This is a genomic window from Pseudoxanthomonas sp. PXM02 (assembly GCF_014851805.1).
Taxonomy (GTDB): domain Bacteria; phylum Pseudomonadota; class Gammaproteobacteria; order Xanthomonadales; family Xanthomonadaceae; genus Pseudoxanthomonas_A.
This window is the reverse complement of the sequence record NZ_JACVAK010000003.1, coordinates 172,903-196,693: the sequence shown is the minus strand read 5'-3', so window position 1 is coordinate 196,693 and position 23,791 is coordinate 172,903. Positions and strand designations below refer to the sequence as shown.

General features: G+C 67.9%; 23 protein-coding genes. 11 read left to right on the top strand and 12 right to left on the bottom strand.

Annotated elements, in window-relative coordinates; genetic code table 11:
- Positions 1–106: 106 nt before the first annotated feature.
- A complete protein-coding gene (locus IB225_RS14970; RefSeq protein ID WP_192312056.1) occupies positions 107–463 on the top strand; it encodes a cupin domain-containing protein in 357 nt (118 codons plus the stop codon).
- A gap of 6 nt (positions 464–469) precedes the next feature.
- Here IB225_RS14970 and IB225_RS20590 read toward each other — a convergent pair whose 3' ends face one another.
- Positions 470–1,525, bottom strand: coding sequence for an alpha/beta fold hydrolase (locus tag IB225_RS20590; RefSeq protein ID WP_305076524.1), 1,056 nt, complete (start codon positions 1,523–1,525; stop codon positions 470–472).
- A gap of 161 nt (positions 1,526–1,686) precedes the next feature.
- Between IB225_RS20590 and mddA the strand changes: the two genes are divergently transcribed.
- Complete coding sequence (gene mddA / locus IB225_RS14960) at positions 1,687–2,451, top strand: methanethiol S-methyltransferase (protein ID WP_192312055.1); 765 nt, start codon at positions 1,687–1,689, stop codon at positions 2,449–2,451.
- Here mddA and IB225_RS14955 read toward each other — a convergent pair.
- On the bottom strand, positions 2,427–2,807 hold the full coding sequence (locus tag IB225_RS14955) for a hypothetical protein (protein WP_192312054.1): 381 nt from the start codon (positions 2,805–2,807) through the stop codon (positions 2,427–2,429). The two genes, mddA and IB225_RS14955, sit on opposite strands and share 25 nt — an antisense overlap.
- Positions 2,807–3,832, bottom strand: coding sequence for a DUF2272 domain-containing protein (locus tag IB225_RS14950; protein ID WP_192312053.1), 1,026 nt, complete (start codon positions 3,830–3,832; stop codon positions 2,807–2,809). The genes IB225_RS14955 and IB225_RS14950 overlap by 1 nt, the downstream gene beginning before the upstream one ends.
- Before the next feature lie 156 nt (positions 3,833–3,988).
- On the opposite strand from IB225_RS14950, the gene IB225_RS14945 reads away from it, so the two are divergent.
- The 3 genes from IB225_RS14945 to IB225_RS14935 all read left to right on the top strand — a co-directional run bounded on the left by IB225_RS14945 (position 3,989) and on the right by IB225_RS14935 (position 5,943).
- Positions 3,989–4,618, top strand: a complete 630-nt coding sequence (locus IB225_RS14945) for a hypothetical protein (protein WP_192312052.1) — start codon at positions 3,989–3,991, stop codon at positions 4,616–4,618.
- Between the two features lies 1 nt (position 4,619).
- Positions 4,620–5,597, top strand: a complete 978-nt coding sequence (locus IB225_RS14940) for a polysaccharide deacetylase family protein (protein ID WP_192312051.1) — start codon at positions 4,620–4,622, stop codon at positions 5,595–5,597.
- A gap of 100 nt (positions 5,598–5,697) precedes the next feature.
- Positions 5,698–5,943 (top strand): hypothetical protein, encoded by a 246-nt coding sequence (locus IB225_RS14935; protein WP_192312050.1) that lies wholly within the window; start codon positions 5,698–5,700, stop codon positions 5,941–5,943.
- On the opposite strand, the gene IB225_RS14930 is transcribed toward IB225_RS14935, so the two are convergent.
- Together IB225_RS14930 and IB225_RS14925 are read right to left on the bottom strand one after the other, a co-directional pair.
- Positions 5,940–6,719 carry a LytTR family transcriptional regulator DNA-binding domain-containing protein gene (locus tag IB225_RS14930; protein ID WP_192312049.1) on the bottom strand — a complete coding sequence of 260 codons (780 nt, stop codon included), beginning with the start codon at positions 6,717–6,719 and terminating at the stop codon, positions 5,940–5,942. The two genes, IB225_RS14935 and IB225_RS14930, sit on opposite strands and share 4 nt — an antisense overlap.
- A complete protein-coding gene (locus IB225_RS14925) occupies positions 6,716–7,822 on the bottom strand; it encodes a histidine kinase (RefSeq protein WP_192312048.1) in 1,107 nt (368 codons plus the stop codon). Before IB225_RS14925 ends, IB225_RS14930 begins: the two co-directional genes overlap by 4 nt.
- Before the next feature lie 202 nt (positions 7,823–8,024).
- On the opposite strand from IB225_RS14925, the gene IB225_RS14920 reads away from it, so the two are divergent.
- A complete protein-coding gene (locus IB225_RS14920; RefSeq protein ID WP_192312047.1) occupies positions 8,025–8,420 on the top strand; it encodes a hypothetical protein in 396 nt (131 codons plus the stop codon).
- A gap of 92 nt (positions 8,421–8,512) precedes the next feature.
- On the opposite strand, the gene IB225_RS14915 is transcribed toward IB225_RS14920, so the two are convergent.
- Positions 8,513–10,966 carry a TonB-dependent receptor gene (locus tag IB225_RS14915; RefSeq protein ID WP_192312046.1) on the bottom strand — a complete coding sequence of 818 codons (2,454 nt, stop codon included), beginning with the start codon at positions 10,964–10,966 and terminating at the stop codon, positions 8,513–8,515.
- 402 nt (positions 10,967–11,368) lie between these two features.
- On the opposite strand from IB225_RS14915, the gene IB225_RS14910 reads away from it, so the two are divergent.
- Positions 11,369–11,758: a DUF1801 domain-containing protein gene (locus IB225_RS14910; RefSeq protein ID WP_192312045.1), complete on the top strand. Its 390-nt coding sequence runs from the start codon at positions 11,369–11,371 to the stop codon at positions 11,756–11,758.
- A gap of 14 nt (positions 11,759–11,772) precedes the next feature.
- Here IB225_RS14910 and IB225_RS14905 read toward each other — a convergent pair whose 3' ends face one another.
- The gene (locus IB225_RS14905; protein ID WP_192312044.1) at positions 11,773–13,353 is read right to left on the bottom strand and encodes a hypothetical protein; all 1,581 of its coding nucleotides are present in this window, start codon (positions 13,351–13,353) and stop codon (positions 11,773–11,775) included.
- A 171-nt stretch (positions 13,354–13,524) separates the two neighbouring features.
- Between IB225_RS14905 and IB225_RS14900 the strand changes: the two genes are divergently transcribed.
- Positions 13,525–14,640 carry an alpha/beta hydrolase gene (locus IB225_RS14900; RefSeq protein WP_192312043.1) on the top strand — a complete coding sequence of 372 codons (1,116 nt, stop codon included), beginning with the start codon at positions 13,525–13,527 and terminating at the stop codon, positions 14,638–14,640.
- A 6-nt stretch (positions 14,641–14,646) separates the two neighbouring features.
- Here the strand turns inward: IB225_RS14900 and IB225_RS14895 are convergent, their stop codons facing one another.
- Together IB225_RS14895 and IB225_RS14890 are read right to left on the bottom strand one after the other, a co-directional pair.
- The gene (locus IB225_RS14895; RefSeq protein WP_345776629.1) at positions 14,647–17,340 is read right to left on the bottom strand and encodes an EAL domain-containing protein; all 2,694 of its coding nucleotides are present in this window, start codon (positions 17,338–17,340) and stop codon (positions 14,647–14,649) included.
- Between the two features lie 227 nt (positions 17,341–17,567).
- The gene (locus tag IB225_RS14890; protein WP_192312041.1) at positions 17,568–18,386 is read right to left on the bottom strand and encodes a CHAD domain-containing protein; all 819 of its coding nucleotides are present in this window, start codon (positions 18,384–18,386) and stop codon (positions 17,568–17,570) included.
- 157 nt (positions 18,387–18,543) lie between these two features.
- On the opposite strand from IB225_RS14890, the gene IB225_RS14885 reads away from it, so the two are divergent.
- Entirely contained in the window at positions 18,544–18,822 is a 279-nt protein-coding gene (locus IB225_RS14885; protein WP_192312040.1) for a hypothetical protein, read from the top strand.
- 85 nt (positions 18,823–18,907) lie between these two features.
- Positions 18,908–19,903, top strand: coding sequence for a hypothetical protein (locus tag IB225_RS14880; RefSeq protein ID WP_225583899.1), 996 nt, complete (start codon positions 18,908–18,910; stop codon positions 19,901–19,903).
- Here IB225_RS14880 and IB225_RS14875 read toward each other — a convergent pair whose 3' ends face one another.
- The 3 genes from IB225_RS14875 to IB225_RS14865 all read right to left on the bottom strand — a co-directional run bounded on the left by IB225_RS14875 (position 19,904) and on the right by IB225_RS14865 (position 21,966).
- On the bottom strand, positions 19,904–20,254 hold the full coding sequence (locus IB225_RS14875) for a VOC family protein (protein ID WP_192312039.1): 351 nt from the start codon (positions 20,252–20,254) through the stop codon (positions 19,904–19,906).
- A gap of 71 nt (positions 20,255–20,325) precedes the next feature.
- A complete protein-coding gene (locus IB225_RS14870) occupies positions 20,326–21,036 on the bottom strand; it encodes an AraC family transcriptional regulator (protein ID WP_192312038.1) in 711 nt (236 codons plus the stop codon).
- Positions 21,037–21,048: 12 nt separating this feature from the next.
- Complete coding sequence (locus tag IB225_RS14865; protein ID WP_192274392.1) at positions 21,049–21,966, bottom strand: LysR family transcriptional regulator; 918 nt, start codon at positions 21,964–21,966, stop codon at positions 21,049–21,051.
- Positions 21,967–22,127: 161 nt separating this feature from the next.
- On the opposite strand from IB225_RS14865, the gene aceB reads away from it, so the two are divergent.
- Positions 22,128–23,759, top strand: coding sequence for a malate synthase A (aceB, locus tag IB225_RS14860; protein WP_192312037.1), 1,632 nt, complete (start codon positions 22,128–22,130; stop codon positions 23,757–23,759).
- Positions 23,760–23,791: the final 32 nt, after the last annotated feature.

The following is a 23,791-nucleotide window of genomic DNA, read 5'->3' as shown; positions in this document are numbered from 1 at the left end:
GGGCCGTGCATCGTGTGCGAGGGCGGGGTGGCCGGACGCTCCCGCACATGCGTCTTCCCTGTGGCGGCGCGATGACCGGTCGCAGCGCGCACGTCGGAGCAGACCCATGCATCGCAACGTCTTTCTGGCTGTCGGCGTCCTCGCTGTCGCCGCCTGCGTGACCTCTTCCGCGAAGGATCTTGCCCAGACAGCGGGTCAGGGCGCCCGCGTCATCCTGGAGAACGACAAGGTCCGCGTGATCGAACTGACCGTCGCACCGGGCGGAAGCACCGGCATGCACACGCATGGCGACCACATCATCTACTTCCTCGCGCCGGGCGAGGCCCTGCAGAAGAATCCCGATGGCACCGAAGAGAAGCGCTCACTGCCGGCTGGCCACATTGAATGGGGCAACCCGGTGACCCACGACACCGTGAATCGCGGTAGCGTCGCGTCGCGAACGCTCATCATCGAACTGAAGTAGCGACGGTCAGCCCGTCGGCGCGCCACCCCGCAACAACGCCATCGCCTGCGTCCGCGACTGCACTCCCAGCTTCTCGTAGATGCGGGTGAGCGTGTTGCGGACGGTCTTGTCGCTGATGAACAGCGCCGCCGCGATCTGCGCGTTGGTCTGACCAGCCACCAGTCCCGCGACGATCTCGCGTTCGCGCGCCGTCAGCGCGGACAGATGATCCTCGCCGCGGGGCGTGCCGCCCAGGAACGCCAGCACTTCCTCGCCGAACCGTTGCCAGGCCGGCTCGTGCTGCAGCAGCACGTGGTTGCGCGACTCCAGTTCGACGAAGCGCGCGCCGGGAATGCCCGCGGCCAGCAGACGCCCTTCTTCCAGTGGCACCACGCTGTCCTGCCTCGCATGCAGCACCAGCGTCGGTACGTTGACCTGGTCGAGCAGGGCGGTGACGTTGAGATGCGCGCGCGCTTCCAGCAGCGCGGCGGCGGCCTCGGCGGTGGTCGTGGTGCGCACCAGTTCGTTGAACCAGTGCACCTGCGCGTCGGTCGCCTCGGGAATGAAGCGCGAGGTGAACACCTGCCGGAAGACCGGATTCTGGTCGGCCCAACCGACCCGCGCGATGTCGATGATGGCCCGGTACAACCGCGCGGCCTCGTCGTTGCCGCGTTCGTACGGACCGCGCGCGTAGGCGCCGTACAGCAGCAGCTTCGACACCCGCTTGGGATACTTCACTGCGTACGCGATGCAGGCCGCTGCGCCCTGCGAGATGCCCATCAGGGCGAACGGCTCGCGCAGGTCGGCCGCGTCGATGACGGCTTCCAGATCGCCGAGCCAGTGCTTCAGCGTCAGGTCGCGTGCCGGGCCGCCGCTCATGCCGCAGCCGCGCTCGTCGTAGCGGAGCAGCCGATAGTGCTGGGCGAAGAACGCGTACCAATGGCGCCAGATCGGGCTCTGCAGGTCGTACTCGAGATGGCTCAGCCAGTTGGCCGCCTTGACCACCACTGGCCCGCTGCCCATTGACGCCCAGGCCAGGCGTGCGTCGTCGCCGGTGGTCAGGTAGCGGATCGCCTGCTGCATGCGGACACCCGGAAAGGGACCGGCCGCAGTGTAGCCGGGACATTGCTCCCCCGGCGGACGTGACCTCGGCCGCACGTCGGGACATTGTTCCCCTGCCCCGGGCGAGGCAGAAGGAAGACGCTGGCGCCTCCTCTTCCTGCACGCGCGACGGTCCCCCGGCCATGTTGAAACGCACCCTGATCCTGCTCTACGGCGTGGCCTGCTACGCCGTGTTCTTCGCCACGTTCCTGTACGCCGTCGGCTTCATCGGCAACCTGTGGGTGCCGAAGGCGATGGACTCGCCACCGACCGCACCGCTGTTCACGGCCCTGCTGATCGACCTGGGGCTGCTGGCGCTGTTCGCCGTGCAGCACAGCGTGATGGCGCGTCCCGCCTTCAAGCGCGTGTGGACGCGGGTGATCCCTGAGTCCGCCGAGCGCAGCACCTACACGCTGCTGTCCAGCGTGGCGCTGATCCTGCTGTTCTGGCTGTGGAGCCCGCTGGGCGGCACGGTGTGGGACGTGCAGGACGCCACCGCGCGCGCCGTGCTGTATGCGGTTTACGCCTTCGGTTGGGTGCTGCTGCTGTACACCACGTTCCTGCTGAACCACTTCGAGCTGTTCGGCCTGCGCCAGGTCTGGTTGCAGTTCCGCGGTCGCGCTTATACACACCTGCCGTTCCGCACGCCGACCGTCTATCGCTGGGTGCGCCATCCGCTGTACGTCGCGTGGCTGCTGACGTTCTGGGCGACGCCGACGATGACCGTCACCCACCTGCTGTTCGCGGTGATGACGACGGCCTACATCCTGATCGCCATCCGCTGGGAAGAACGCGACCTGGTCGCCGCGCTGCCGGAGTACGAAGACTATCGCCGGCGCGTGCCGATGCTGGTGCCCGGAACGCGCCGCGCCACGGCGGAGGATCAGGGCGTCTTGCGCAGCCCGTGATCCGCGCTTTCGCAGACGACCAGGGCGCCGTCCTCGGTCACCGTGCCGGTCGCCTGCACGCGGTCGCCGGCCTTCAGCGACTGCACGTCATCCGGCGGCGGCGCCTTGCACAGGTTCCAGCGGGCCGGCAGGTGCACGTCGACCTGACCGTTCTCGCTGGCGATCTTGATGATGGCGCTGCCGTCATAGGTCCACGGCGTGGTGTCCACGCTGACGATCGTGCCGTCGACGGTCGCCTGCTGGCCGGCGGCCAACGTAGCGCCGGTGCTGGCGGGCGGCGTCGTGGTACAGGCGCCCAGCAGCGCCGTGGCGCACAGGGCGGCGAGCGGGAGTATGCGAAGGCGTGACGGCTTCATCAGGGCGTGTCCGTTGGGGTGGTCGGGGCGGCGTCGGCGGGGCACCTTGGCACACCGCCCCCGACGACACAGTGAACGCAGCACTCCGCCTTCTCCGTCGACTCACTGCCCGGCGCTTCCTGCGCCGGCGGCAGGTAGCCCTGCAGCCTCGCCAGTTGTTCCGGCGACTTCAGCCGCAGGATCGCCGCCCAGTCCTGGCGGTTCATGTTGCACGCGGCCTCGTTGTCGGGCGCGCACAGCGTGCCGTCGCCGATGCGCAGCGGCAGGCCGCCCCAGAACTCGCCGTTGCGGTTCAGCGGTAGCATCCGCATGGTGACGCTCTGCTGCACGTTGCCGCCGATGGCGTAGGCCGTGCTGTCGTTGTTCGGGTTCACCGCCACCACGATGTCGCAATGCATGTCGAGCGAGCTGCCACTGCGCAGCAACGGCACCAGGCCTTCGTGGCCGAACAGCCGGCCGGACTGGCGCACGTAGCAGATCAGGTCGCCGACCACCGGCTTGGCGTGCGCCACGTCGATAACGTCGAACGCGTTCGTCGACGGGTTCTGGTACGCCGCCTGCACGTAGGTGAAGTGGCGGCTGGAACCGCGGAAGCCCGGCACCCTCGCTTCGCGCATCACCCACGAGATGAAGGCGGCCGACCACGGCGTGTCTACCACGAAGCCGCGGCAGGCTTCGGCCTGCGGTCCGGTCGCCGAGGCGTACAGGCAGTCGGTCGCACCGCGGCGGTGGCCGATCGCGGCAAGCAGCCCGCTGTCGCGCCAGTAGCGCGCGACGCGCTGCCAGGCGCGGTCGTCGCCGATCGACAGCAGCGACGACTCGGCTTCCATCACCGGTGCGTTCGCCAGCCGGCCGTTGCGGTCGATGAAGGGGCGATACCACATCAGGTGCTCGCGGCAGGCAACCGCGGCGATGCGGGTGGCGACGTCCGTGGGCGTCTGTTGCGACAACTGCGGGCAGGCATCGGCCGCACGCACGGCGAAGGAAGACAGCAGCAACAGGGGCAGCAACAGCCATGCACGCATCAGATGATCCTTGGGGCTTTCCGTGTTTCTTACGCATCATGCCGCATGGGCAGGACAGCGCTTCATCACGCGGCCTGAAGGTCTGGCAGGGGTCCGGTCGTTGCGGGGTGTCATCCAGGCTGGCTAAGCTCGCGGCTCATCGTTCTGGAAACACCCATGGCCCGCATGTCCGTCGCCCGCATCGCCTTCGCCCTGTGGCTGCTGGTCCTGCCGCCCATCGCGTCCGCCGATGCGGATCGCTACGAGAATCCCACCCTGCAGTTCGTCCTGACCAAGCCGGCGACATGGCACTTCATGTCGCTGCAGCAGCATCGCGAGAACCTGAAACGCGTGGAGTTCGAATCGGATGCGTTCAAGCAGCAGGTGATCGCGCAGTCCACCGGGCCGCTGGTGATCATCACCCGGCATCCGGAGCCCTATGCGGGCCTCAATGCCAGCCTGAAGGTGTCGGTGAAGCCGTTCGGCGCGTTGCCGACGCGCGAGCCTGTAGCCCTGGTGGGCATGATCCTGCCGACGCTGAAGCAGCAATTGAGCGGCGTCCAGGTAATCCAGGAGCCCCGTGCCACGACCGTCGCCGGGTTGCCTGCCGCGCACGTCGTGCTGCACTACACCCTGGGTGCCACGGATGGCGACACGTTCGCCACGGCCTCCGAACTCTGGATCGTCCCCAACGGCGATTTCTTCTACATGATCGGTGCGGGCTACGCACGGGGCGATGCGGAAACGCGAGCGGAGATCGCCAAGGTGATAGACGGACTGGCGATCGCGCGCCAGGCGGCGCCCTGAGATGCGGCGCCTGATGCGGACATGGGTGGCGACCGCGCTGTGGGCGGTTTCGCTGGTCTCGATGGCGGCCGAACCCGACCGCCGCATCGCCATCACCATCGACGACCTGCCCTGGCAGCGGATGGACAAGACGCCCGCGGCGGAGCTGGCGCCGCGCCATGCGCAGTTGATGGCGCAGCTGAAGCAGGCGGGCGTGCCGGTGGTGGGCTTCGTCAACGAGGGCAAGCTGGAGATCGACGGCCAGGTGCAGCCGGCGCGGGTGGCGATGCTGCGTGACTGGCTGGACGCGGGCTACGAGCTGGGCAACCACACGCGTGGCCATCTCGATGTGCACGCGGTCGGCCTGCCGGCGTTCCAGCAGGACATCCTGGACGGTGAACGCGTGCTGCGGCCGTTGCTGGCGGAGCGCGGGCAGGCGCCGCGCTGGTTCCGCCATCCGTATCTCCGCGCCGGCCGCACGCCGGAGGATCGCGCCACGCTGTCGACCTTCCTCGGCGAGCATGGCTACCGCATCGCACCGGTCACGGTCGACAACGGCGAATGGGTCTGGGCGTTCGCCTATGCCAACGTGCTGGACGATCAGCCCGACACGCCCGCGCGCGCAGCCACGCTGGAGCGGCTGCGCCGTGGCTACATCCCGTACATGCTCAATAAAGTCGATTACTACGAGGCGCAATCACAGGCACTGCTGGGCTACGCGCTGCCGCAGGTCTGGCTGCTGCATGCGAACGAGCTCAATGCCGTGGCCTATGCCGACCTGGTGGCCGGCGTGCAGCGCCGCGGTTATCGCGTGGTGACGCTGGACGAGGCGCTGCGCGATCCCGCCTACGCCCGCGGCGAGGACGGCTACAACGGCCGCTACGGTCCCAGCTGGCTGCACCGCTGGGCGATGGCGGAAAAGAAGCCCCGCGAGTTCTATGCCGGCGAACCGACCGTGCCCGGCTGGGTGCTGGCGCTCGCCGGTGTCGAATCGGAGTAGCTGGCCCGCGTTGCCGGCTTTCCGCGTTGGTCCCGATGGATCAGGGCGGACCGCAACGCATGCCAGGCAAGGCACACCCCCACCGTGCTGGAGCCGGAACATGCAGAAGAAGGTGGACCTGTCGACCTGCCAGGGGCATCTGGTGGAAGTGGTGCTGGAGCGCGTCGACGAACGCGCGCCGTGGTCGTTGGCCGTGCGCGTGCGTGAGTCCGCCGGCAGTGACTGGAGCGATAACCTCTGGGTCGACGACCAGCGCGCCTACTTCACCTGCTACGACGCGCTGGCGGCATGCAAGGCGCAGGCGCATCGCGTGATCGACGACAGGCTGCGAATCGGCACCGGCTAGTCGTCGCGCCGCAGCGTCGCCAGTTTCAGGAAGGCCTCGTGCTGGTAGCGGCTCATGCGCAGCTGCTGGCCGGTGTCCATCGTCACCACGTGGTAGCCGTTGAACCACGGATGGATGTCCTTGACCCGGCGGATGTTGATGATCGCCGAGCGATGCACGCGGGCGAAGCGGCGCGGATCCAGCCGCGCGGCGAGCGCCGACATGGTGTCGCGCAGCTCATGCACGCGATCGGCCAGGTGCAGGCGCACCGTGTTGCCACTGGCCTTGATCCAGACGATGTCGTCCACGTCGACCAGCACCACGCGTTCGTCCTCGCGCACCGGCAGGCGTTCCAGGTAGGCATCGCGCTGCTGCAGTGAGGCGAGCGCCTGCATGATCCGTGTCGTCGTATCCGCATCGGCGCCGCGCACGGTGGCGAGTCGCTGCTTCGCGCGACGCAGCGTTTCCGCAAAGCGCTCGCGGCTGAACGGCTTCACCAGGTAGTCCACCGCGTTGGCTTCGAACGCACGCACCGCGAACTGCTCGTAGGCGGTGACGAAGATGGTTGCCGGCATCCGCGCAGCCCCGATCGTCGCCACCACGTCCAGACCGGTGATGGCCGGCATCTGGATATCCAGGAACACCAGGTCCGGCGACAGGTCGCGGATCGCCGCCACGGCGGAAACGCCGTCGCCGCATTCACCGGCGTCCTCGATGTCGGGGTCCTCGCGCAGCAACCGCAGCACCGCATGGCGCGCGATCGGTTCGTCGTCGACCACCAGCGCGGTGAGGCTCATGCGGGCACGTGCTCCGGCAGCACATCGTCATCGAGTTCGTGGAACGGCAACCGCAACCGGCAGGCGACGCCGCGCGGGACGATCAGGTCCAGTCGCAGGCTGGCATCGTCGCCGTAGAGTTCGCGCATGCGCAGCCGCGTGTTGGACAGGCCGATGCCATGGCCGCCGGCATGGCCGCCTTCGTCGAGCGTGCTGTTGTAGTTGCGCACGTCGATGCACAGCACGCCGCCTTCACGACGGCAGTCGATCTCGACGCAGTCGTCGCCGACATGCTGGCCGATGCCATAGCGGATGGCGTTCTCCACGATCGGCTGCAGGACCAGGCTGGGCACGGCGGCGTCCATCACATCCGGCGCAACGTGGATGCGCGTGGTCAGGCGGTCCTTGAAGCGGTGCCGCTGGATGCCGAGATAGAGTTCGAGCAGTTCCAGTTCGCGCCGCAGCGGAATCTCCTGGCCGTCGTAGTCCTCAAGGAACGCACGCAGCAGCTCGCTCAGGCGCAGAAGCATGTCCTCGGCGGACAACTTGTCTTCGTCCAGCAGGGTGACGATGGCGTGCAGCGTGTTGAACAGGAAATGGGGCTGCAACTGGCTCTTCAGCACCTGCAGGCGCGACTGCGCCAGTTCGGTCGCCAGCCGCGTCGCCTCGAGTTCGCGGCGCGCCTTCTCCGCCTGGAAATGCAGCAGCTGCTGTACGGCCAGCAGCGCCCAGTAGGCGAGCAGGCCAGTGGCGAAGTGCTTGCTGATGAACTGGCCGAGCTGGCTGCCGAAGCCGCTGGGCTCGAACAGCGACGACACCAGCGCGCCGATCGCCATTGCCAGCAGCGTCACGCCGAGGCTGTAGCCGACGTGCCGCAGCAGCGGGCGCACCTGCAGCGGGAACGGAATGGGGTGCTGTTCGCCCAGCCGGAAGACTAGCGGCGCCAGCGCGGCCCAGGTAAGCCATTGCACCGCGGACCAGCGCAGATAGGTCGTGGGGGGCCACAGGTGCGCATTGACGGCGTCGTTGACGCAGCCCTGCAGGGCGAACACCAGCACCACGAACGACCACAGGGCCAGGTAGCGGGACAGGCGGACTTCGAGCGTGCCCAGGCGGATCTTCATGCGGAACTCCCAATCGGCGAACGCATCGTAGGTCGGTATACGGGCCGCGGAAAGGCGCGGAGGTCACGGACTACGATTCGTCACGACGGCACGACGATTCGTCACGAATCCGTTGCCGCCCTGTCCTGGCGGGCGCGAGATGCGGTCGCCCCGCACGCAATCCCGCGTTGCCGGTGGCGCCCTTCCCACCGGAGATCACGCCATGCACCGCCTGTCCGTCATCGTCCTGCTCGCCGCCGCCATCGCCTCCACTGCCCACGCCGGCGAGCGCACCCGCTACCTCGACCTGATCAACCGCGCCCACGACCGGGTCGTCTCGGTCGCCACGGCGCCGGCTGGTGGCACCGCCTGGAACGAACTGCTGCAGGGCGAGGCCGTCCCCGGCGGTGGTGGCGGGATCACCGTGCAGGTCGCCAGCGACACCTGCGTGCACGACATCCGGGTGGAATTCGCCAACGGTCGCCGCGCGCTGTATCCGGCGGTCGATGTCTGCCGCCATCGCGGGCTACGCATCCAACCGCTTTCATCGCGAGAGACGAAGGCGATGCTGGCGGTACAAGGCACTGATGCTTTCGTGGGATCGACAGTCGGGGAATGACGTGTCGCAAGTGCCCGTTACGGGGGGATGGAGCGCGGACGACTATTTCGCCGGGGACGGCGATATCGCGTCGCCGCCCCCGTGTGCTGCCCTCAGAAGCTGTAGTCGAGGCGCACCGCGAAGCTGCGCTCGTCGCCATAGCGCTCGTAGAGTGCCTGTCGCGTGGAAGTACGCGACCGCGCGGAGCGATAGGTGATGTATTCCTCGTTGAACAGATTGTCCACGTGCAGGCTGAGCACTGCGTTCTCGTTCAGATGGATGCGGCCGGATACGTTGACCGTGGTGTAGGACGGAGATACGTCCTGCGGTCGCGTGTTGAAGTGCGACTTGTATTCTCCGTAGGTTGCCACGTCCACCCGTCCGAATGCCTGCCGGCCGAACAGGTTGAAGCCCTGATCCAGAGCCAGGTAGGCGTTGTACTTGGGCACCATGGTCATGTCGTCGCCTGCTTCGGCCTGCAGGGCTTCGTTGTCGGCGGTAAGTTCGGAGTCGGTGTAACCGTAGTTGAAGGTCAGCGTGGTGGCATTTCCGAGCGCAAGGGAGCTTTCGAACTCCAGGCCCTGTGACTTGGCCGACTCGCCCGGCGTATTGGTCGTGTAGCTGAATCCGCAGCTCGGCATGTAGACCGACGCCCAGGTCTCGCTCCAGTCGATGCGGTAGACCGCGGAGGAGATCCTCAGCCTGCGGTCGAACATGGCAGCCTTGAATCCGAGTTCCTTGTTCTCGATCTGGTCGCTGTTATAGCGCGGCTTGTAGCCGCCGACGAAGTCGTCAGCCAGGCAACTGGTGGGGAGGGGAGCGTTGTTGCCGCCTGCGCGATAGCCCTCCGAATACAGCGCATACAGATTCATGTTGTCGTTGGGCATGTAAGAGACGCTGAACTTCTTCCGGTTCCCCGACTCTTCACCGCCATATGCCTCATTGAAGAAGGGGCTGCCATCCACGTCGGTGCCGAACCAGATGCCGCTGCGCTGGAACGCAGTCGAGTCCTCCAGGTCGAAGAAACGGATGCCGCCGGTCAGCTCGAACTTGCCGATGCCGGTTTCAAACAGGTAGCTAAGCTCACCGAATGCCGCACGCTCGCGCGAATAGTCGTGGAAGGTGGTCAGGTTGTAGTTCGCGGCGGGATTGCCGTACAGCGCCTGTCCGAGCTCGGCGACGTTGTTGATCCCAAGATCGGTGAAGCCGTAGCCGAAGTAGTCGTTCCATGCCGAGAACACGGCGACGCTCTGCGGATCGGTCTGGTGGTACTGCCATTGCGTGCTCGGGTTGTAACCCGACCAGGCGCGGTCCTGGAACAGGCCCACCGTCCAGTCAAATCCGCCCACGCGCTCCAGATTCTGAAAGCGGAGCTCGTGGGTCGTGCGATAGGAGGTGTCGCGATTGATGATCCACGTCAGTCCCATATCCTCAAGGTCGAGCCGTGACCAGTTGTCCAGCGAGTTGCTGAATTCCTTGCGGTAAGAACCCACGTAGTGCATCGACATGATGCCGAACAGGTCGTCATGGTCGGCACTGATCGAATAGAGGCTGGTCGTGTCGCGGCTCCAGCCATCGAGCAGTTCGTAGATCGTGTACTTTCTGTCGGACCTCACCCGCGGCGAAGTGGCGCGGCATGCGGGCCGCTCGGCGCCCTCCGGACAGTCGACGGTCGTGAAATCGACGTCGTAGCCCCACGGTGAAGCGGGATTGGCGGTCAGCTCGGGTACCCAGTAGTAGCCGGCGATCGAGCGGTCCGCGTTGACGGTGCCGCGGGTGTCGGTGGCGGTCCAGATGTGGCCGAAGTTGATGTTCAGGTCTTCCATCGGTTGCCAACGCAGTTGCGTGCGCAGGAATTCACCCTCCGCCTTGTAGGCGTTTCCGGTGTAGGCATTCACGATCTTGCCCGGCGAGTTGCTGACGCTGGCGGCGATGCGCAACGCGAGCGTGTCGTCCACCAGCGGGACATTCATGCCGGCCTGCGCTCGCGTACGGGTACCCGATCCGTTCTTCTCTTCCTCACCGACCAAGGTGGTAAAGAGCTCGAAATCGTTGAACTGCGGGCGGCGCGTACGCATCTGTACCGTGCCGCCGATGGCGTTGGACCCCCACAGTGTCCCTTGCGGTCCGCGGAGCACTTCCACCTGCTCGATGTCGAAGACATTGCCGAAATCGAAAGGTATTCCATCGACAAACTGGCTGGTGGTACCTGGTACCGCGGTGTTGCCACCGACCAGGCCGCGCAGGATCAACTGGCCTGTCGGGCTTGAGCCGCCTGCGATGGTGCGGTAGATGTCCTGCACGTTGGCGATGTTGCGGTCTCCAAGCTCGAGCGCGGACACCACCGTGATATTCATCGGCACCTCGAGGATGCTCTCCTCGCGCTTTCGCGCCGTGACGATCACCTTGTCCAAGGTAGTGGAATCGGCGCTTTCCTCACGCTGTGGCTGCGGAGTGGCCGAAAGCTCCTGTTCCTGCGCGATCGCGGTGCCGCTGGCGAGCAGCGCCGATGCCAGGGCGAGCGCCAGCGTGTGGCGTCGTGCATTGCATGTGGTGCGGATGAGCATGCCTGGACCCCTTAAAGTGAAAAGGAAGCGAGATGCACAGTGCCGTTGTATGCAGAGGACCCTCCCCAGGGGCACTGCCGGCCGAGCATAAGCCCATCCATCGTCCAGCGTCCAACGGGACCCTGTGCAGCGGGTGCCTGTCGAGCGCCGTTGCGCGTGTGGCCGCCGGATACCCCCAACTGGTGCATGCCCGGGTGACGATGCGCGGGGCAGGTGCGGCTCATGGCTGCGGCGCGACGAGCGATGGTGGCCATCCAGTGGACGGCAATACGCGGACAAGGCACGGCTGCTAGCACGCCGCCAGGCCCAAAGCTTTACCCGCGAGCCGGGCGTACTCAGCAACATGCTGTACTGTCGACTCAGCACGGATCGCGTGCAGCGGGATTCGAAAGGAACTGCGCCATGACACCACCCGCCAAGTCGAACGAGGTCGAGGACTTCCTCACCACACTCGCGCATCCGCAGGACGTCGCATTGCGTCGCCTGCGTGCGGTGATCCTGGCCGCCGATCCGCGTATCGGCGAGGGCATCAAGTGGAACGCGCCGAGCTTCCATGTGGAGGGTCGCCACTTCGCGACGATGCAGTTGCGGCGCGCGGACCGCCTGTTGCTGGTGCTGCATCTGGGCGCGGGCAAGAAGGCGGTTCCGGACGGCGCGATTGCCGATCCGGACGGGCTGCTGACGTGGCTGGGTGCCGATCGGGCAACCTGGACGTTCGCCGGTGTGCAGGACGTGGATGCGCACGCCGCCGCACTGCAGTCGCTACTGCGGCAGTGGATGGTCCACGCCTGACGTCGACGGCGGCGTCAGATGCCGCTGCTGGCGAAGATCGGCTGGCGCTCGATGCGACCGACGTCCGCCACCGCCTTGCGCACGTCGTCGCGCGCGAGCAGCGCGCGCCACCGTGCCTGCACGGGTTCGAAGGCGGGCAGCGGCGCGGGCTCGCGGTACTCCTGCACCGCCGCCAGCAGGTCGCCGCGGGTTGCGGGCGCCGCCAGCGCGGCGATCAGTCCGGCTGCGGCATCGTCCATCCGGTTGGCTTCGACCAGCGCCCAGATCCATATCTCCAGCGAATCCTCGCGATGTTCGCCCAGATAGGCGAGCGCGCGTTTCGCGGCGGCGGCATCCTGCCGCTGGACCGCGGCGCAGTGTTCGATGGACGCTTGCACCATGCGGCCATAGCCACTCATCTGGCCGACGTTGTCGATCGCGGCGAGGGCTTCGTCGGGACGACCGCGTTGGCAGAGGAACTGGCCGAGGTTGAGCGCCTGGCTGACGTTCAAGTCGCCGGACTCGGACATCAACGTGCCGCGGAACAGGTCGGCCTGCGCGTCGTACAGCCTGCCCAGGCGCCGTTGCGCGATGGCACGGGCGTTGATGATCCACACCTCGTAGTCGGGATCGTCGAAGGCCGGTGTTTCCGTTGGCGCAGCAGAGACGGCGCCCAGTGTCGTGGTCGCCAGCGTGACGACGTCGGCGTGTTGGCCGACGGCCAGCAGCGCCGAGCCCAACTCCATGCGGACTTCCAGGTTGCGGGGACGCTCCGCTGCGAGCGCACGCAGGTGCTCCATGCGACGCTTCGCGGCCGCGGCGATGTCGAAGGCCGCTTCGTTGCGATCCAGCAGTGCATCGAAACGCCGGTCCACGCGGAACTTCACCAGTGCTTCCGGCGACGTGGTAAGTGCCACCGCGCGACGTACACCCTCGGCATCACCGCGTGCCTGGTAGAGCAGGGCGAGCTGGTACCACAGGTCGCCAGCCCCCAGCCCGTTGGCGTCCCAGTTCGCCTGCAGCAGCGCCTCCAGCACCTGCAGCCGGATGGGGGTGCCCTCCGGCGCCTGCCGGGCGGTCTGCATCACGAAGCCGGTGTCCAGATGGGCGAGGACGTGCGGCCAGCGGACGGCCAGGTCGCGCAACCGGGTGGCAGCGGCGCCGTGCGCGCCATCGCGCGCATCCAGTTGTGCGAGCAGGTAGACGTTGTCGGGGTCATCGGAGCCCGCATCGATCGCGCGCGTGGCCCAGCGGCGTGCGCGGTCGTGGTCGCCCAGACGTACTGCCATCCACGCCGCGCGTGACCAGGTCGCGCGCTGCTCGTCCTCGCTCAGCGTTGCGAATTCCCGATGCGCCATGACCTGGGCGAGCGCGCGGTCCGCGGCGGCCACATCGTCCTGGTCGCCCAACGCCATCGCATCGCGCCATTGACGCGCGTAAGCGGGTGATACGCCTTGCTTGCGCTTCTCGCGCAACGCCGGGCCGGTCTTGCCAAGCGACGCGGCAGCGGGCGGCTGCTGATGGTGCGCATCATGCGAATCGACGGGTGTCGCCGACTGCGCCGCTACTCCCTGCGTCGTCGCCAGCAGGCAGATGGCCCACATCCATGCTTTCATCGTGTCCTCGCGTTTCTCCCTGTTGCATTAGACCCCAAGCGACGCAGCGGAAGAAGCCGCGCGATCGCGCGGAAGCGTGACCGGCAGCGCGTCCACCACGACCATCGGCCGGTGCGTGCCGGCGAACGGTCACCGACAATGGCGACACCGTCGAGGCTGCAAGGAGTGTCCATGAAGTCCATCGCCGCCACCTTCGTGCTCGTCGCCGCCGCGCTGTCGCCGTTGCAGGCCGAAGCGCAGGACGCCTGCCCGGACCGCTCGAGCTACGCGCCGGCGCGGGAGATCGTTGCCGACCTGGGCCGCATCGTCGCGCCGGAGGGCGTGCAGGAGGAGTACGCCGTCGAGATCGGCGGCATCCGCCAATGGGTGAACGTCCGCGGCCAGGACCGCGACAACCCGATGGTGCTGTTCGTGCACGGCGGGCCAGCGTCGCCGATCATCCCCACGCTGTGGCAGTTCCAGCGCCCGCTGGAGGAATACTTCACCGTCGTGAACTACGACCAGCGTGGCGCGGGCAAGACGCTGACGCTGAACCCGCAGGACGCGGTCGCCGACACGCTGCAGGTGCAGCGCTACGTCGACGACGCCATCGCCCTGGCCGAGCACCTGCGCAGCCGCTACCACAAGCGCAAGCTGGTGCTGATGGCGCACAGCTGGGGTACGGTGGTGGCGATGCATGCGGCCCTGCAGCGGCCGGACCTGTTCCATGCCTACGTCGGCATCGGCCAGGTGATCAACGTGCGCACCAACGAGCAGGTCAGCTTCGACTACGGCCTGCGCACCGCGCGCGAGAAAGGCAACGCCGAAGCGGTGCGCGAGATGGAATCGATCGCGCCGTATCCCGGCGACCAGCCGATCACCCGCGAGCGCATCATCATCGCGCGCAAGTGGCCGCAGTTCTACGGCGGACTCACCGCTTACCGGGAAGACTCGAAGTACTTCTACCAGGGCCCACGGCTGTCACCCGACTATGACGACACCGCGCGCTGCGCGATCAACGCGGGCAGCGTGTTCTCGCTCGGTCGGCTGCTGGACGAATTCCTGCGCGTCGACTTCACCGGCGTGGAGCGCTTCCCCATTCCGGTGGTGATGTTCATGGGACGGCACGACTACACCACGCCGTCCGAACCCACCGCGGCCTGGCTGGCGCGCGTGCAGGCCCCGTACAAGCAGGGCGTCTGGTTCGAGCATTCGGCCCACATGATGCCGTGGGAGGAGCCGGGCAAGACGCTGGTCAGCCTGCTCGAATACGTGCGGCCGCACGCGATCGACACCCCGAAGGACTAGGCCGCCTCAGCGCACCACCGCGAGACGGCGCGGCGGCGGTTCCTCGCGCTGGAACAGCACGCGCTCGGGGCGGTGCAGCGCGTAGCCCTGGCCGTAGTCCACGCCGAGCGAGCGCAGTGCGTCGCAGATCTTCGGGCTGGCGACCCACTCGGCCACGACCTTCAGGCCGCGCTGGTGGCCGATCTGCGCGATGGCGCTGACGATGGTGCGGCTCATCGGGTCGGTTTCGAGATCGCGGATGAAGCTGCCGTCGATCTTGATCAGGTCCGCCGGCAGGTTCTTCAGGTAACCGAAGGACGACATGCCGGCGCCGAAGTCGTCCAGCGCGATGCGGCAGCCGACGCGGCGCAGGCGTTCGATCACGCCGACCACCTTCAGCAGGTTGCGCACCGCGACGGTCTCGGTGATCTCGAAGCACAGCGCATGCGGCGGCACCGCGTACTCGGTGATGCGGGCGAGGATGAAGTCGGCGAGACCTTCGTCCTCGATGCTGGCGCCGGACAGGTTGATCGCGCACGTGCCCAGGCGCATGCCCGAATGGTGCAGTTCGCCGAAATGGGCCAGCGCGTTGCGGATCACCCAGCGGTCGATCGCCGGCATCAGGCCATAGCGCTCGGCGGCGGGCAGGAACGCGCCCGGCAGCACGATGCCGCCGTCCTCGTCGCGCAACCGCAGCAGCAGTTCGATGCTGGTGGCGGTGTCGCGCCCGTCGAGCGGCACGATCTCCTGGTAGTCCAGCAGCAGGCGGTCCTGGTCCATCGCCCAGCGCAGGCGGTTGGCCCATTCCATCTCGCCATGCCGGCGCGTGGTCTCGTTGTCCTCGCGGTACATGTGCACGCGGTTGCGGCCGTTCTCCTTGGCCAGGTAGCAGGCGGTGTCCGCCCACGCCAGCAGGTCCTTCAGCGTGGGCTCCTGCTGGTCGACCACCACCACGCCGATGCTGGCGCTGACGGTGTAGGTGCGGTCCTGCCACACGAACATCAGCGCCTCGATGCGTTCGCGCAGGCGTTCGGCCAGCGCGCGTGCGCCTTCGGCATCCACGTGGAAGGCCATCAGGCCGAATTCGTCGCCACCCAGGCGCGCGAGCACGTCGCCACCGCGCAGCTGCTGGCGCATCGCCAGCGCCAGCTGGGCGAGCAACTGGTCGCCCGCCATGTGGCCGGACACGTCGTTGATCAGCTTGAACTGGTCCAGGTCGATGTACAGCAGCGCGCAGGGATCGCAGACGGCGCGGCCCTTGCGTTCGCTGAGCGCCTCTTCCACACGGCGTTCGAACTCGCGCCGATTGCACAGTTCGGTCAGTGCGTCGTGGGTGGCCTGGTAGCTGAGGCGTTCGGTCAGTTCGCGCTGCTCGGAAATGTCCGTGGCCACCATCAGCAGGTGCGCGCTGCCGTCCATGTCGACCTGCGCGATCGACGCGCTGGCCCAGAAGGCACCGCCGTCCGGGCTGAGCAGCACGGCTTCCAGGTTGCCCCAGTCGTTGCCGATCGCGACGGCGTCGCGCGCACGCGCCTGCAGCTGCGGATCGGAGAACAGCGTGGACAGCGGCAGTCCGGTGGTGTCGCCCAGGCGCAGGCGTGCTGCCTGGTTGACGTAGACGATGCGGCCGTCGCGGGCGTCGGCCAGCAGCACCAGCGCGGGCAGCAGTTCGTTGAGGGCGCGGAAGCGCAGTTCGCTCTCACGGTAGCGCTGGCTCATCTGCTGGCCCAGCGTCACCGCGCGATGGCGCGTGGTGGTCAGCGACCAGGTGAGGGCCGCCAGCAGTAGGCTGATCACGCCGCCGCCGGCCACGATGGCCTGCAGGCGCCCGCTGTCCAGCGGCTGCGGTCGTGCCTGCATCTCGAGGCGCCACTGCCGGCCGCCGAAGTCCAGCCGGCGCACCTGCGCGGGCAGGCCCGTCGCGACGGCGGTGCCGGAGTCGTAGAACGGATGCGCATCCGCGGTGGCGTCGTACAGGCGCACGCGGAAGCCGTCGAGCACCGCACCGGCCATCGCGGTTTCGACCAGCGGCTGCAGGCGGATGCCGATGGCCAGCGCGCCGATCTCGCGGGCGCGCCGCTGGTTGGGTGTGCCCGGCGTGGGACCGTCGGAGTACACCGGCAGACGCATCGTCACGCCCAGCGGGTTCTGGCCGGCGGGTGTGCTCTGGCGCAGCGCGAACGGGGCGGAGATCACGACCGTGTCGGTGTCGCGTGCACGCAGCAGCGCGGCCAGGTTGGCCTTCTGCGTGACCATGTCGAAGCCGATCAGCGACGCGTTCGCCTGGTAAGGCGCGACGAACTGGTAACGGTACGAGACGTGGTCGGCCAGGGGCTGGTCGGCCGGCGATCGGCGTGCGAACGCCACCGCGGTGTACGACCCCGGCGCGAGCGGGCTGCGCAGGCTGGCGTGGTACTGGCTGAAGCGCGCCTGGTCCATCTGGTCGTTGGACAGGAACACGGTCTGCATGGCGCGCAGCATCGATGCCGCCTGCTCCAGCGGCATGCGCAACTGGGACGCGCCGGCATCGGCCAGCGCGCGGCGCGCGTCTTCCGCGCGCTGCTGCAGGTCATGCCATTCGCGGTAGGCCACGATCGAGGTGCATGCCAGGCCCGCCAGCAGGACAGCCGCCGCCCACGCCAGCGGCGGCAGGCCCGCGCGACGGGGGAGCGGAGCCGACGGCGCCGGAGCGTCGCCGGGAGGGGCGGGGGTGGAATCCACCTTCGGGCCTTGATCCTGCGTAAGGGGGAGGGCGAGCCGCCCGGAGCCGATCCTGGGGGGATGCAGGCTTCGTGCCAGTTCGACCGCATGCCGGAACACCGGATCCGCGGCCTCTCCGCCGACCCGGGACATCCCGGACGACGGTCGGAGGGACCGTATGGGTCACTATCGGCCCCAGGGTGACGTTCTTGATGTGGCGGCGTCGGCGGCAGCGTCCGTGAACCGGGTCAGGCCAACGGCTGGATGGGGGAAGGCGTCCTGGCGCGGCGGCTGGCGGCAGGTCGGGCGCGCGGACGGTCGGGTTCGAGGGCTTCCAGTGCCTGCGACAGCAGGGCCAGGTCCTGCAGGGCGCCCAGCTGGTCCACCAGCTTGGCGACATGCCGCAGGCTCAAGGTGTCGCGCGAATCGCCGTGCGGTCGCACGTGCAGTTTGCGCAGCGCGCTCAGCTGCATGCGCAGCCGGCGCGAACGACGGCGCCAGTCGTGCAGGTCATCGACATTGCCCGAGGTGAGTGCCGTTGCCTCCGCGCGCGCCTGCCGCCGTATCGAGCGTTCCAGCGCGTGGCGCAGATCGTCGGCGTGCAGACGGTGCCAGCGCAGCTGTTGCAGGCGTTCGGCCTGCCGGTGGGCCTGTGCCTGCCGGCGCATGAAACCGGGATCGTCGTGCAGCGTGTCGGCGAGCCGTTGCTGCTGGCGCTCGACCAGCAGTGCCAGCAGCGCGTCCCAGTTGGCGCGGTCTCCGGGGTCCGTGGTGGCGTACACCATCTGCCGGGCCGTGTCCTGCACCACCTGGCCGTCGCGCAGTGCAGACAGGTCGCCGGCCAGCAGGCGCAGGTCGAGATCGATCGCATCGACCGCATCCCGGCCCAGCGCACGCCGTCCCAACTGCAGCAGCGAGCGCAGGCGGCGGACGCTCTTGCGCGCCTCGTGCACGCCCGCCGGATCGGCGGGCGCGATCGCCAAGGCCGATGCGAGCACCTGCACGTCCGCGGCAGCGAGCGCAGCGGCGCGTTCGCCGGTACGGGAGGAGTCGGCGCGAGGGCACATGGGCGACCACCATGGCAGGGGACCGACAGTCTAAATCCGGGCGGCGCGGCGTCCCGCATGCGCCCCAGGCTGAATGCCTGCCGCTCGTCGGTCCGCGGGGACTTGGCGTCGCGTCCGCCAAAAGGTATAAATCGTTTATACGATTTCTGGATGTGCCATGGCCAAGTCCCGCAAGACGCGCGAGGCCGGCGATATCGACGTGGCCACGGAGGCTGCGCCGGCGAAGCTGGTCCGCGACAGTTTCACCATGCCGGCCGACGATTTCGCCCTGGTCGGTGTGCTGAAAAGCCGGGCCCTGCAGGTGCAGCGTCCGGCGAAGAAGAGCGAGTTGCTGCGGGCGGGCCTGCAGGCGCTGTCCGCGTTGTCGCCGCAGGCTTTGGCCAAGGCGCTGGATGCGCTGGCGCCGGTGAAGGCCGGACGGCCGAAGAAGAAATAGCAAGCGCCGCAGTCAGCGGCGAACCCGTGTAGTCGCGTGCATGCGCCCCGGCGCGTGCGGTTTCCCTGTCCCGGATGTGTTGTCGATGAACGTCGCCGCTTTCCTCCGCCGCCATCGCGTGGCGGTCCTGCTGTCCCTGCTGTTGTTGGCGCCTATGCTGGTGGCGTCATCGCACGTGCCTGCGCGCAGCGAGGCCGGTGTCGGCATGCATGCCGGCTATCGCGTGCAGGACCTGGACTGGGTGGACACGACGCGTGGGCGTGCGGTGCCGGTGAAGCTGTTCTGGCCGGACGCGGCGCGCACCGGCAAGGTGCCGCTGGTGGTGTTCTCGCACGGCATCGGCAGCGCGCGCGACGGCTACACCTACCTGGGCCACTACTGGGCGAAGCACGGCATCGCGAGCATCCATGTGCAGCACGTCGGCAGCGACCGCGCGCTGTGGCAGGGCAATCCATTCGGTCTCGTGTCCCGCTTCCAGCAGGCCGCCAGCGATATCGAGGCCGTCGCGCGCGTGCGCGACCAGCGGTTCGCCCTCGATCAGGTGCTGGCCGGCGAATGGGGCGCGAACGTCGATCGCGCACGCATCGTCGCCGCCGGCCATTCCTACGGTGCCAACACCACGCTGATGGCCGCAGGCGCGCGGGTGGTGCGCGACGGGAAGACGATCGACCTGCACGATCCGCGCTTCAGCGCCGCCATCGTCATCTCCGCGCCGCCGTTCTATGGCGACGACGACTTCCGTCCGATCCTGGCCGGCATCAGCATTCCCACGCTGCACGTCACCACCGACGACGACATCATCCGCATCCCCGGCTTCGGTTCCGGCGTGGAAGACCGCCTGAAGGTGTTCGATGCCATCGGCGGTGCGCACAAGGTGCTGGCGGTGTACCGCCATGGCACGCATAACGTGTTCACCGACCATCGCTACTTCGATTCGCGCGAGGTCAGCGAACAGGTCAAGCAGGCAACGGAATCGCTGTCGCTGGCCTTCATCGACACCACGTTCGGTGGGCCGGCGGGCGAGCTGGCGCAGTGGCAGTCGGGCCACCGCGCCTTGCTGACACGCTACGACGCGCGCTGATCAGGTGGTGGACCAGACCGCCAGTTCGTAGCCGTCGGGATCGGCGAACTGGAAGCGGCGACCGCCGGGGAACGCGAAGATCGGCTGGGTGATGCGTGCACCCGCCTTCTCTACCTGCGCCAGGCTGTCTTCCAGCGCGGTGGAATACAGCACCACCAGCGCGCCACCGGGCGTGGGCGTGCCATGCGCGAAGCCGCCGGTCAGGCGGCCGTCGCGGAACTCGCAGTAGTCCGGACCGTAGTCCTGGAACGTCCAGCCGAACGCGTCGCCGTAGAACGTCTTCGATGCGGCGATGGAAGCGACGGTGAATTCGAGATAGTCGATGCGGTGATGGTGTTCGGTGGCGCTCATGGCAGGTATCCGTGGAAGAGGCCGCCAGTCTGCGGCAGTGCGCGCGCTGCTGTCTTGGCGAAATCCGACAGTCAGCCTGCGACCTGGAGGACCAGTTGTGTCGGGGTCAGTCCGGTCAGGCGTCGCGCCTCTCCTGCCAGCTGCGCGGCGTCGTAGTAGCCCGCGTCCAGTGCGGCGTTCAGCAGGGTGGGCGTGCTCCGCTGCGCGTGCAGGAAGCGCTGCAGGCGCAGGATGCGCGCCAGCGTTTTCGGTCCGTAGCCGAACGCGTCGTCACAGCGTCGCAGCAGCGTGCGTTCGGTCAATCCGAGTTCGCCGGCGAGTTGCGCGATCGATAACGGGCGCGCATCCGACAGGTGTGCGTGCACGGCCTGCATGGCGTCGTCGTGCGTCGGTGCTTCGGCAAAGATCCGCCCGGCCAGCCACGCCATCGCCTGGGGTCCGTGCTCGCCCATCCGGTCGGCAAGCCCGGTGAGCCGCGGAATGCCGAGATCACGCAGCTCGATGCGGTGATTGGCCAGCACATGCAGCGGCGTACCCAGCCAGCACGCGGCCACCGTGGGCGCGAAGCGCAGCCCCTGCAATCGACTGTCTGGCGCGAGCCGCGCGTACTGGGCCCGTGTATCGGGTCCGGCGACGCTAAGCCGGATACCGTCCCAGAGCAGATCGACGCAGGCGTCCGGCAACACGAGGGCAGGCGTTGTCTGCGCGCCCTGCACGTAGTCCCAGCGGCACAGCAACGACTGGCCGAGGGCAAAATCGTGTTGTCGGTAACGGCCGCTCATCGGCGTATCGCGTCAGCGCTCGGAATGCCCGCTCTCATCGTACTCGCGGCGTTCGAACAGGTGCGGCTGGATCAGTTCGATGAAGGCGCGCGCCTGCGGCGACAGGAACTTGCCCTTGCGCACCACCACGCCATAACTGCGCGAGGGAAACCACTGCGCCAGCGAGCGCGCGACCAGCCGGTCGCGATCGCTGTCGCTCAGGCAGATCGAGGCGATGATCGAAATGCCCATGCCCATGCTGACGTACTGCTTGATGACCTCCCAGCCGCCGACCTCCAGCGCGACGGTGTAGGGCACGCGCGCCTGCTGGAACACCAGGTCGACCAGGCGGTAGGTAATCAGCCGCTTCGGCGGCAGGATCAGGCCGTAGGGCGACAGGTCCTCCAGGCGCAGGTCGCGCTTCTTCGCCAGCGGGTGGTCCGGCGGCGTGATCAGCATCGGCTCGAAGCGGTAGACCGGCGCGTAGCTGAGGTCGGCCGGCACGTCGAGCACCGAGCCTACCGCCAGGTCCACCGCATCCGAGCGCAGCAGGTCGGTGCCGTCGGCGGTGGCGGCGTTGTGCAGGGTCAGCTTCACGTCCGGGTGCTGCTGGCGGAAGTGCTCCACGATCTTCGGCAGCAGGTAGAGGATGGTCGAGCTGTTGGCGGCCACGTTCAGTTCGCCGGCCTCCAGTCCGCTGACTTTCTCGCGGAAGGTGGCATCCAGCCCGTCCAGGCCGGCGACCAGCGGCTGCGCCAGTTCGTACAGCACCTGGCCCTCCCGGCTGGGGGTCAGTCGGCGCCCGCTGCGCTCGAACAGGGTGACCCCCAAGTCCCGTTCCAGGGCCTGCAATTGCAGGGTGATGGCCGGTTGGCTGACGAAAAGCGCCTCCGCCGCCCGCGATACGGACCCCAGCCGGACCGTCTGGCAGAAGGCCCGCAGGGGTTTCATCCGGTCGGATTTGTAGGGAAATCGCGGGGTTGGGGCTTCTTTAGAGCTCACGTTCTAGCCAAGTATTAGCTCAGCTTATTTATTGCATTGACAAAACTGTTTTGTCAAATAATTCGATGCGGGAGCACTGTGCGTCTCCAGCAAGACGCTAGGAGATCCCCATGTCCGCTCCCGCTTTCGCCCTGCCGGCCCGCGATCCGCGCGCCGACCGTCCCACCCCCGGCATCGCCCTGACCGCCAGCCTGGCCGGCCAGGACGCGCTGCTGCCGCCCGGCGTGCTGGCGCTGCTCGTCTCGCTGCACCGTGCGATCGAGCCGGAGCGCCAGGCCCGCCTGGCCGCCCGTCGTGAGCGCCAGACCTTCTTCGACGCAGGCGGCCTGCCGGACTTCCGCGACGACACCCGCGCGATCCGCGACGGCGACTGGACCGTGGCGCCGGTGCCGAACGCGCTGCAGGACCGCCGGGTGGAGATCACCGGGCCGGTCGACCCGAAGATGGTCATCAACGCGCTGAACTCCGGCGCGAAGGTGTTCATGGCGGACTTCGAGGATTCGACCTCGCCGACCTGGCAGAACCTGATCACCGGCCAGCGCGCGTTGACCGACGCCGTGCGCGGCGACCTGGAATTCACCGCAGAGAACGGCAAGCACTACACGCTGAAGCCGCAGGACGAGCAGGCCGTGCTGCTGGTCCGCCCGCGCGGCTGGCACCTGGACGAGAAGCACGTGCTGATCGACGGCGCGCCGATCGCCGGCGGCCTGTTCGATGTCGCCGTGTTCGCCTGGCACAACGCCCGTGCGTTGCAGGCCAAGGATCGTGGTCCGTACTTCTACCTGCCCAAGCTGCAGAGCATGGAAGAGGCGGCACTGTGGGAAACCGCGCTGTCGCACATCGAGGCCGCGCTGGGCCTGCCGCACGGCCAGATGAAGGTCACCGTGCTGATCGAGACGCTGCCTGCCGTGTTCGAGATGCACGAGATCCTGCACGCGCTGCGCGACCGCATCGTCGGCCTGAACTGCGGCCGCTGGGACTACATCTTTTCCTACCTGAAAACCTTCCGCCGCCACGCCGACAAGGTGCTGCCGGAGCGCGGCCAGGTGACGATGACACAGCCGTTCCTGAAGGCCTACTCGGAACTGCTGATCCAGACCTGCCATCGCCGCGGCGCGCATGCGATGGGCGGCATGGCCGCGCAGATCCCGATCAACAACGACGAAGGCGCCAACGAGCAGGCGCTGGCCCGCGTGCGCGCCGACAAGCTGCGCGAAGTCACCGCCGGCCACGACGGCACCTGGGTCGCGCACCCGGCGCTGATCCCGGTGGCAAAAGCAATTTTCGACGAGCACATGCCGCAGACCAACCAGCGCGGCGTGCTGCGTGAGGACGTGGCCGTGACCCGCGACGACCTGATCCGCCCGTCCACCGGCACCATCACGCGCGCCGGGTTCGAAGGCAACGTGGAAGTCTGCGTGCGCTACCTGGCCGCATGGCTGGACGGAAACGGCTGCGTGCCGATCCACTGGCTGATGGAAGACGCCGCCACCGCCGAGATCTCGCGCACGCAGATCTGGCAATGGCTGCACACGCCGGACGTGCACCTGTGCGACGGCACCCAGATCGACTACGCGCTGCTGCAGCGCACGCTGGCCGCGCTGCCCGCGAAGCTGGGCGACCACTCGCGCCTGCCCGGTGGCGAGCGCATCTCCGAAGCCATTGCCCTGCTCGACCACCTGAGTCGCGCCGACGACCTGGCCGATTTCCTGACCCTGCCCGCGTACGACCGCATCGACTGACGTACCACCCCACCCACGACGTCCGCACGACG

What these genes read in the sequence shown, in the direction of transcription:
- IB225_RS14880 (WP_225583899.1), top strand. Translation starts at nt 18,908, where the DNA reads ATGAACGTCGCCGCTTTCCTCCGCCGCCATCGCGTGGCGGTCCTGCTG.
- IB225_RS14925 (WP_192312048.1), bottom strand. Translation starts at nt 7,822, where the DNA reads ATGAAGATCCGCCTGGGCACGCTCGAAGTCCGCCTGTCCCGCTACCTG.
- IB225_RS14905 (WP_192312044.1), bottom strand. Translation starts at nt 13,353, where the DNA reads ATGAAAGCATGGATGTGGGCCATCTGCCTGCTGGCGACGACGCAGGGA.
- IB225_RS14940 (WP_192312051.1), top strand. Translation starts at nt 4,620, where the DNA reads ATGCGGCGCCTGATGCGGACATGGGTGGCGACCGCGCTGTGGGCGGTT.
- IB225_RS14930 (WP_192312049.1), bottom strand. Translation starts at nt 6,719, where the DNA reads ATGAGCCTCACCGCGCTGGTGGTCGACGACGAACCGATCGCGCGCCAT.
- IB225_RS14865 (WP_192274392.1), bottom strand. Translation starts at nt 21,966, where the DNA reads ATGAAACCCCTGCGGGCCTTCTGCCAGACGGTCCGGCTGGGGTCCGTA.
- IB225_RS14945 (WP_192312052.1), top strand. Translation starts at nt 3,989, where the DNA reads ATGGCCCGCATGTCCGTCGCCCGCATCGCCTTCGCCCTGTGGCTGCTG.
- aceB (WP_192312037.1), top strand. Translation starts at nt 22,128, where the DNA reads ATGTCCGCTCCCGCTTTCGCCCTGCCGGCCCGCGATCCGCGCGCCGAC.
- IB225_RS14910 (WP_192312045.1), top strand. Translation starts at nt 11,369, where the DNA reads ATGACACCACCCGCCAAGTCGAACGAGGTCGAGGACTTCCTCACCACA.
- IB225_RS14970 (WP_192312056.1), top strand. Translation starts at nt 107, where the DNA reads ATGCATCGCAACGTCTTTCTGGCTGTCGGCGTCCTCGCTGTCGCCGCC.
- IB225_RS14875 (WP_192312039.1), bottom strand. Translation starts at nt 20,254, where the DNA reads ATGAGCGCCACCGAACACCATCACCGCATCGACTATCTCGAATTCACC.
- IB225_RS14885 (WP_192312040.1), top strand. Translation starts at nt 18,544, where the DNA reads ATGGCCAAGTCCCGCAAGACGCGCGAGGCCGGCGATATCGACGTGGCC.
- IB225_RS14870 (WP_192312038.1), bottom strand. Translation starts at nt 21,036, where the DNA reads ATGAGCGGCCGTTACCGACAACACGATTTTGCCCTCGGCCAGTCGTTG.
- IB225_RS14915 (WP_192312046.1), bottom strand. Translation starts at nt 10,966, where the DNA reads ATGCTCATCCGCACCACATGCAATGCACGACGCCACACGCTGGCGCTC.
- IB225_RS14950 (WP_192312053.1), bottom strand. Translation starts at nt 3,832, where the DNA reads ATGCGTGCATGGCTGTTGCTGCCCCTGTTGCTGCTGTCTTCCTTCGCC.
- IB225_RS20590 (WP_305076524.1), bottom strand. Translation starts at nt 1,525, where the DNA reads ATGCAGCAGGCGATCCGCTACCTGACCACCGGCGACGACGCACGCCTG.
- mddA (WP_192312055.1), top strand. Translation starts at nt 1,687, where the DNA reads ATGTTGAAACGCACCCTGATCCTGCTCTACGGCGTGGCCTGCTACGCC.
- IB225_RS14955 (WP_192312054.1), bottom strand. Translation starts at nt 2,807, where the DNA reads ATGAAGCCGTCACGCCTTCGCATACTCCCGCTCGCCGCCCTGTGCGCC.
- IB225_RS14920 (WP_192312047.1), top strand. Translation starts at nt 8,025, where the DNA reads ATGCACCGCCTGTCCGTCATCGTCCTGCTCGCCGCCGCCATCGCCTCC.
- IB225_RS14900 (WP_192312043.1), top strand. Translation starts at nt 13,525, where the DNA reads ATGAAGTCCATCGCCGCCACCTTCGTGCTCGTCGCCGCCGCGCTGTCG.
- IB225_RS14935 (WP_192312050.1), top strand. Translation starts at nt 5,698, where the DNA reads ATGCAGAAGAAGGTGGACCTGTCGACCTGCCAGGGGCATCTGGTGGAA.
- IB225_RS14890 (WP_192312041.1), bottom strand. Translation starts at nt 18,386, where the DNA reads ATGTGCCCTCGCGCCGACTCCTCCCGTACCGGCGAACGCGCCGCTGCG.